This window comes from Candidatus Nitrosoglobus terrae (genome assembly GCF_002356115.1).
In the GTDB taxonomy this organism is placed as follows: Bacteria; Pseudomonadota; Gammaproteobacteria; order Nitrosococcales; family Nitrosococcaceae; genus Nitrosoglobus; species Nitrosoglobus terrae.
On the sequence record NZ_AP014837.1, the window covers coordinates 1 to 6,436 of the forward strand.

Annotated in this window: 5 protein-coding genes; 1 reads left to right on the plus strand and 4 read right to left on the minus strand. The window is 40.9% G+C overall.

The features are described 5' to 3' along the window. Positions 1-755: 755 nt before the first annotated feature. Positions 756-1,568, minus strand: a complete 813-nt coding sequence (gene repM, locus TAO_RS09485) for a replication initiation protein RepM (protein ID WP_096527824.1) — start codon at positions 1,566-1,568, stop codon at positions 756-758. Positions 1,569-2,202: 634 nt separating this feature from the next. On the opposite strand from repM, the gene TAO_RS09490 reads away from it, so the two are divergent. Further along, positions 2,203-2,643 carry a DUF29 domain-containing protein gene (locus TAO_RS09490; RefSeq protein ID WP_096527825.1) on the plus strand — a complete coding sequence of 147 codons (441 nt, stop codon included), beginning with the start codon at positions 2,203-2,205 and terminating at the stop codon, positions 2,641-2,643. A gap of 160 nt (positions 2,644-2,803) precedes the next feature. Here the strand turns inward: TAO_RS09490 and TAO_RS09495 are convergent, their stop codons facing one another. The 3 genes from TAO_RS09495 to TAO_RS09580 are packed head-to-tail and all read right to left on the minus strand — an operon-like array spanning position 2,804 to position 5,917. After that, positions 2,804-4,780 (minus strand): DUF927 domain-containing protein, encoded by a 1,977-nt coding sequence (locus TAO_RS09495; protein WP_096527826.1) that lies wholly within the window; start codon positions 4,778-4,780, stop codon positions 2,804-2,806. Beyond that, a complete protein-coding gene (locus TAO_RS09500) occupies positions 4,777-5,748 on the minus strand; it encodes a toprim domain-containing protein (RefSeq protein ID WP_096527827.1) in 972 nt (323 codons plus the stop codon). Before TAO_RS09500 ends, TAO_RS09495 begins: the two co-directional genes overlap by 4 nt. Next, positions 5,720-5,917 carry a hypothetical protein gene (locus tag TAO_RS09580; RefSeq protein WP_145955163.1) on the minus strand — a complete coding sequence of 66 codons (198 nt, stop codon included), beginning with the start codon at positions 5,915-5,917 and terminating at the stop codon, positions 5,720-5,722. The genes TAO_RS09500 and TAO_RS09580 overlap by 29 nt, the downstream gene beginning before the upstream one ends. Between the last annotated feature and the right edge of the window lie 519 nt (positions 5,918-6,436).

The window sequence follows — 6,436 nt, forward strand, 5'->3', positions numbered from 1 at the left end:
CACGGGCTTATCTTTTATCTCCGCTTTAGATTAATTAGTGTCTTTTCTTTTTGGTTTAATGTTCTAGTTGTGAATTTAGAAAAAACGTTTATCTTTAATTCCACCACCAGCCCCAACCACCCCACCTATTCTATATTATATATATATATATTGCTAATATTTACATTTTGTAAAAAAACGGCTTTCTACAAGGCTTATTTTAGCGTTTAAATTATTTAGGTATAGGGATTGTGAGGGGTACTGGCTGATTACTATAGTTAGATATGCGCAAAAACTATTCTAGTATAAGCATGTATAAAAAAAGATAAGCTCGTGAAGCTCTGAATATTGAGGAGGCTTAGGGGGATATAGGAAGACTTGAAAGAATGGTTTAGGGCTTCCCATAGGCATCAAAAATTATCATTAAATATGAGTAAAGCCCCTTTATTTAAACCAAAAAGAAAAGGCACTAAATCAATAGATAGAGTTAACCTCTACACCCCTGCTATAAGGGTATACCTTCTAAACCTCTTACAAAACAGGGGCAAAATCGAGAGGAAATATATCTAGTAATAAAGAAGTATAGTTATAACTGAAAACTAGAATTTGGGGCTTGTAGACGTTCATAGTGCTATCAAGCTAATCTAGAACTTACCTGATCCCCTAATACCTCACTTCCAAGGGTGGGTAAAAACTCCCCCACTTAAAACATCCATCTGGTAATTTGTCTGTATGGGGGTTTTAGTGTTTTTTTGATTAACCTGTGATAATGAACATTAGCCAATAATGTACTCTTGAGCTAATCGGCCATAAAGTTCAGTATAAGTTTCCCCCGTCTTAGCTAATCGTTCTGCCTCTTTTTTAGTGATCTGCTTACGGCCTTTTTTGAGGGGTTCTTTTTTAGAGGTGATCGTAAATTGAAAGCCTGCTACCCGTCGACCTTCTTTATATTGCTCCCAGCTAATATTTATATCGGTATGCTGGTTTATTTGGGTAGTGGCGGTGTCTAGTACACGGGTTTTAAAGTTATCTGCTCGCTCGTATTCGTCATCAAGCAATCCAAGTTTTTTCCTGAAATCCTGCAATTTATACTTGGGCGTTTTACCGGTTGAACGCCAAGCCATAAGTAATTCGTAAAGACGGATAGCGTAGATACTTCTCAGGTGAGCCACTTCTTGAAGTTCGTAGCTAGTGAAATGCTTTTCCAGTTTGGTAATCAACGGTATTACACAACGGGTAAAGGTTATCATTACTGCGCCTTCTTTATTGATATAGCTAATATCAGATACCCATCGGCTAGTAACCTTTTCAATATTGCCTTTAGGGGTTAGTTTTTCATAACTAAATTGGCGTTTAAATAAGGATTTTGCTGCCTCATTAAGGGCTATATAAGCTGCTTGCCGACTGACGTTAAAACTCTTGGCATAATCTTCCCCTCGTATGGTAATTGTATGACTAGCATCAATTCCTTGCTGTGCTTTGCGGGCGCTTACAATGGCTAGCAAAATTAAACGCTGTTCTACTAAATCTAGCGTATAAGCAGCATTAATTAGGGTGTTATCTTTTACTACCAATTGTTTTTCTTTCATTAATAGAACTCACTTTGTTGTATGTATTAACCGCAATAAACCTACATAGAATATATCGTAGGATAATGGTAAGTAAATGTAGGGATATTGGTAAGTAAATGTAGGGATATTGGTAAGTAAATGTAGGGATATTGGTAAGTAAATGTAGGGATATGACCTCTATAAAACCTTTAAAATCAATAAGTTACAACGAGCTAAAAGTATTAAAAGTATTAAAAGTATTAAAAGGGAAAAACATTCAAAATTTAGGATAAATTTAATAAATTCATCTCTTCCTTAATTACCTCAAATTTTTACCCAAAGGTTAGACAAATCGCGTTAACCCCCGATAACATCAACTATGATGCCTTGATAGAGAATATATAGAGAATATTTAATTTTTATCTGGAGTATATTAAAAATCGGTGTATCAAGTGTTTCAAGTGTACACCCCAATAACCACGGGGATTGAAGCTGATACACCTTGTATTTTTAGCGTGTAGCAGGTGTAGCAGATACTATGATTTGATACACCTGAAACACCTTTTAAAATAGGTGTGTATCGGTATGAGGCTCGATGAATACTAGCTTGTACACCTGATACACCTGAAACACCAAAAATATATGAACACCGGAAATAAAACAGGAAATCACCATGAGCACCTATGAAACTGATTTTTATGGCTGGACACAGGAAACCGCAGCACTGCTAAAACAAGGCCGATTTAGTGAGGTAGATATGGAAGCACTGATTGAGGAGGTAGAAGATATGGGGAAAAGTGAACACCGAGAATTAAGAAACCGGATCGCGGTGTTATTGACCCACCTACTTAAATGGCAGTATCAACCTGAACAACGGGGCAACAGTTGGCAGGCGACCATTGAAGAACAGCGGTTAAGGGTTACTCTATTAGTTAAGGAAAACCCAAGCCTGAAGCCTCGTTTTGTAGAATCAACCTTAGAGGCTTATCCGATTGCCGTATTGCGGGCAGTACAGGAAACTAACCTAGCTAAGAAAACATTCCCTATGAGCTTTGAGCTAACTGGCTGGAGTATGGAGCAAGTATTGGATGATGGGTTTTATCCCCCCGCCTGACGGCAGGCAGGGAATGAGATAAGAGCATTAAACCAAAAAGAAAATACCCAATCCATTCTTCTAAAATTTTATATTTGTACTCTCATTACGTTAATTATTATAAATAATTACTGAATAGTACTTAATACTACGATTATTCTTAGCTTTAGATTGATATTTCTCACTTACGATAATATCTGATATAAACTCTAGTCATCTTGCCGTTTATTCGTTCTAGTCTGGATGTTTTCCCATCAGCTCTAGCAGGTGGTAATATCCCCTTCTCAATCAGCGCATCCAAAGCCCGCTTAAAATCCAAGCCCTTGAGCGCTTCCCTTAATCCACTAGGCACAAACAAAAATTGCTTGTTGTGCCCTTCAGGGGCTATCCGGGTGTAGCCTGCTAAGTCTCTTACGAGTAGCTGGGGTTCTGTATTAGCTACAGATAAGAAACGGCTATTCTCATGCCTATCAATAAAATCAGCTAAAGCCTCAATCACATCTTTACCCTCTTTATTACCTTTCCCTTTATCGGCTCGCCAGCGCTGAAATAAAAAGGCTGCTGCCTCAATCGCCGCGCCTTCTTCCCAGCCCGTAATCCCAAACTTAGTAGCAAGGTCGCCAGCAAACGCAACGAGGGCAAAATGGGCTGCTACGCGCTTAGGCTGGCCGTCATCGCCTTCAGTCTGGAAACATTTGGACAATTTACAATCATTGTATAAGCCCATTAAATCTAAATCTCCTGCCAGTCCGTCAGGCTGGGTATGCTCAATAAGCTGCTCGATAAAAGCTACGCCGGCATGACCGTAGTGCTGGCTAGACACCTGTTTAAGCTGATCGGAAAAAGCTGCCCCATCTTTAGATCCGTGTAGCTCATCGAATATTCCATAGGTGCCCACTACCGGAATATCTATCATGCGCATCTCTTGACCGGCCTTAGCTTGTTTGCCACCTTCATTGATAAAATCAGCTATGGTTCTCTCCCCCGTAGAAAGCACTCCAATCTGCCATCTAAGCTGGGGGCGAGTAGTCATCATTTTTGTCATCCGCTGCTTGCCCACGCCGTTACCTAAGAAATAGATGACGTTGCCTATACTCCTTGGATCGCATTCTCCCATTTCATCTAAAGCTAAGAAGGTATCGGAAAAATCAGCTGCGGTTTTCTCTAAGCCGTTCGCTGTACTATTCCAAGTTCTAGAAAATTCTTCACTGCCCCAAACTGAGCAGGCAACACATAACGCCGTAGTTTTCCCCGTACTGCTATTGCCTACGAGGTGGAAGCCTGCGGCCTTTAAATGAAGTTTCTTAAGTAACGGGCCTACAAATGCTAGGCTGATAGCAAACACCAATAAAGGGTTGTCTATAGCCTTGGCTGCTATTTGTTGTTGCCACTGCTTAAATGAGCCGAGAGTTTTAAAGTCCGATCGGGGGGCATCAAGGGTTTGAAGGATAACGCTACTGGGGTTATCCCCTATGACTTTATCAGGGAAGACAAAATTATTACTCCCATCCGCTGCCCAGCCCGTAGCACTAACGGCTAAGGCGCGGGCTTTAGGATGTTGGGTATTAATATATTTGCATATATCTTTGCTGTCTCTAGGGTTATCCATCATCATCCCCATACTGAGCAATATCCGCTGTAGCTCCCTATCTCCGGCCAGTACTTCCATCGGCATCGCCCACTTACGTTTTTTACTCTCTACATCCATAAACTCCATTAATCTACCGTGGTTATTCCGGCTGTCATCATAGGTAATGGCAAGTATCTCGAAAGGGCTACATATCCAGCGGTCTACGGGTTCTGGGTCTTTTTCCTTAGTGCCCTTAGTCATAGTGCAATGGTATAGCCCTAGCCTAACCTTATGCGCTTTTACAAAATCCCGATCATCAATCATGGTATAGCACGGACGTTCACCCTCTGCTGGCCAGCGGTTCCTATATTTGTCAGTCTGCGCCTCTGATTGGGTCGAGTTAGAGAATGGAACGACGTTATCAGTGTTTCCTGCTTTGCTTAAAAGCTGATCTAATTCATAGTTTCCTTGGAGTTCTGTATTGCTACTCGGCATGGCTCTTGCTATAATTTCTTCTGTTGGTTGTTCCTGAGTGTTGTTAAAGCTCTTCGTATTTAAGGGCTTTTCTTTTTGGTTTAAATCATTCATGACTGATAACCTCCATTGTTTAGTTGTGAATGAATACAGGCTTTAACGGCTTCAATACCTTCAGAGACATGAAGATCGTTAAAGTCTGAACCTGTTGAATTGGGGTTACTGAAGAAAGGAAACACTACAGTTAGCCCCAGTTCTTTACCTGCTGCTAAAGCTATCTCCCTGCCTACATTGATTTCATTGCCTCTATCATCATCACCGCATATCACTGCCCGCCATTTATTGCCGATCAGACTGTCAGCCCAATCAGAAACCCTCTTAGAAACAGTCATTAAATTCCCTGCACTAAAAGCGATCACCACGGGGCACCCTGTTGCCTCATGGATACTGGCTGCGGTTGCAAAACCTTCAACGATACAAATCCTATTACTAGTTGGGCAAATGAGATTACCTATTATTCCGAACCCGCCTTGATAACTGCTGCCCTTATGAAAGTATTTAACGCCTTGCTCGTTGATATACTGGAGACTAATTAGCTTCTTGCTCTTCCAGACAGGAATAATGAGTTTCTCCCCTAGCTGCTTAGCGTTATGGGGCTTTATGCCTTTCTTCACTAAATAGGGGTGGTCTTCGTTGGCGGGTACAGCATCAAACCAATTGCTTTTAATCCTAACGCCTGCCAGTGCCCTTAGCCTTGCTTTCTCGGCTTCTTGCTGGGGTCTATTTCGATGTTGGATCTGCTGAGCTTCTTTTACTTGCTGGTGAGTAAGAGGCTTAGCTTTATCGTGCCAATCTACTTTTAGCCCTGTGCCCCAGTCGCCAAACTTACCTACATAACTATGAATATTGTCATGGAGTACGTACCAGCCGGAGTGATTAGAAGCTTTGCCATTGGCGCTAAAGCGGTGGATCTTTCCATCGGCGATTATCTTTCTAGGGGGCGTTAAACCGACTTGTTCAATGGCCTGAATAAAAGCTTGATTAGCATCCAAGCTATTGCCCTCCCATCTGTGTAGTGTCATCAAGCTTGAAGAAGCTAACTACATCGGAATACAGCCATTTCATCGGCTTAGAATTGGGGACAGGACTAGGGATCTGGCTCCTATTTTGATCGAGCCAGAAATAAATAGTAGTGCGGGGAATTCCGGTTAATCGACTAAGTTGAGTAACACCGATTAATTGAGATTTCACAGATTACCTCTTCGTAGATTGAGAGAGATAACCATAAGCTAGAGAAGCTCAGAGAACTGGAGGGATATGCTTTTTGAGACAAATAATTTGTCATAGACGAACAAAATATACTATACTGTTTACAGGGCATATCTCTATGTATGTTCTCTTTAACTTAGTTACTAGACTACGGTTATCAAATAGGGGTTAACGATGTTAGTAGCGCCGTTAACCCTTTCCTATTTGCCTATCAGTGCCACTATCTTACTCGTGGCAAATATACAGGTCGCCTGTACATTATAGGGCACTCGTTGAGCCTTGTCAAGGTATCAATTGAATATCTTCTTACAATTAGGTAACAAAAAATAATTTAGGGGTATATCTAGGGGTATTTTTTTTATTAAGTATGAAAAACATAATTAATATCAAATATTTAATGATGATTTCTGGTGCCCGTGTGAGGCATCAAACTATCGTTTCAAGTCTTCTAAATCTTCATAGCTGCGCTTAACACTAAAAAACCCGTGTCTTATTCAGATC

Bases quoted from the DNA above. Each gene is read 5' to 3' on its own strand.
- repM (WP_096527824.1), bottom strand. From the start codon at position 1,568: ATGAAAGAAAAACAATTGGTAGTAAAAGATAACACCCTAATTAATGCT.
- TAO_RS09490 (WP_096527825.1), top strand. From the start codon at position 2,203: ATGAGCACCTATGAAACTGATTTTTATGGCTGGACACAGGAAACCGCA.
- TAO_RS09495 (WP_096527826.1), bottom strand. From the start codon at position 4,780: ATGAATGATTTAAACCAAAAAGAAAAGCCCTTAAATACGAAGAGCTTT.
- TAO_RS09500 (WP_096527827.1), bottom strand. From the start codon at position 5,748: ATGACACTACACAGATGGGAGGGCAATAGCTTGGATGCTAATCAAGCT.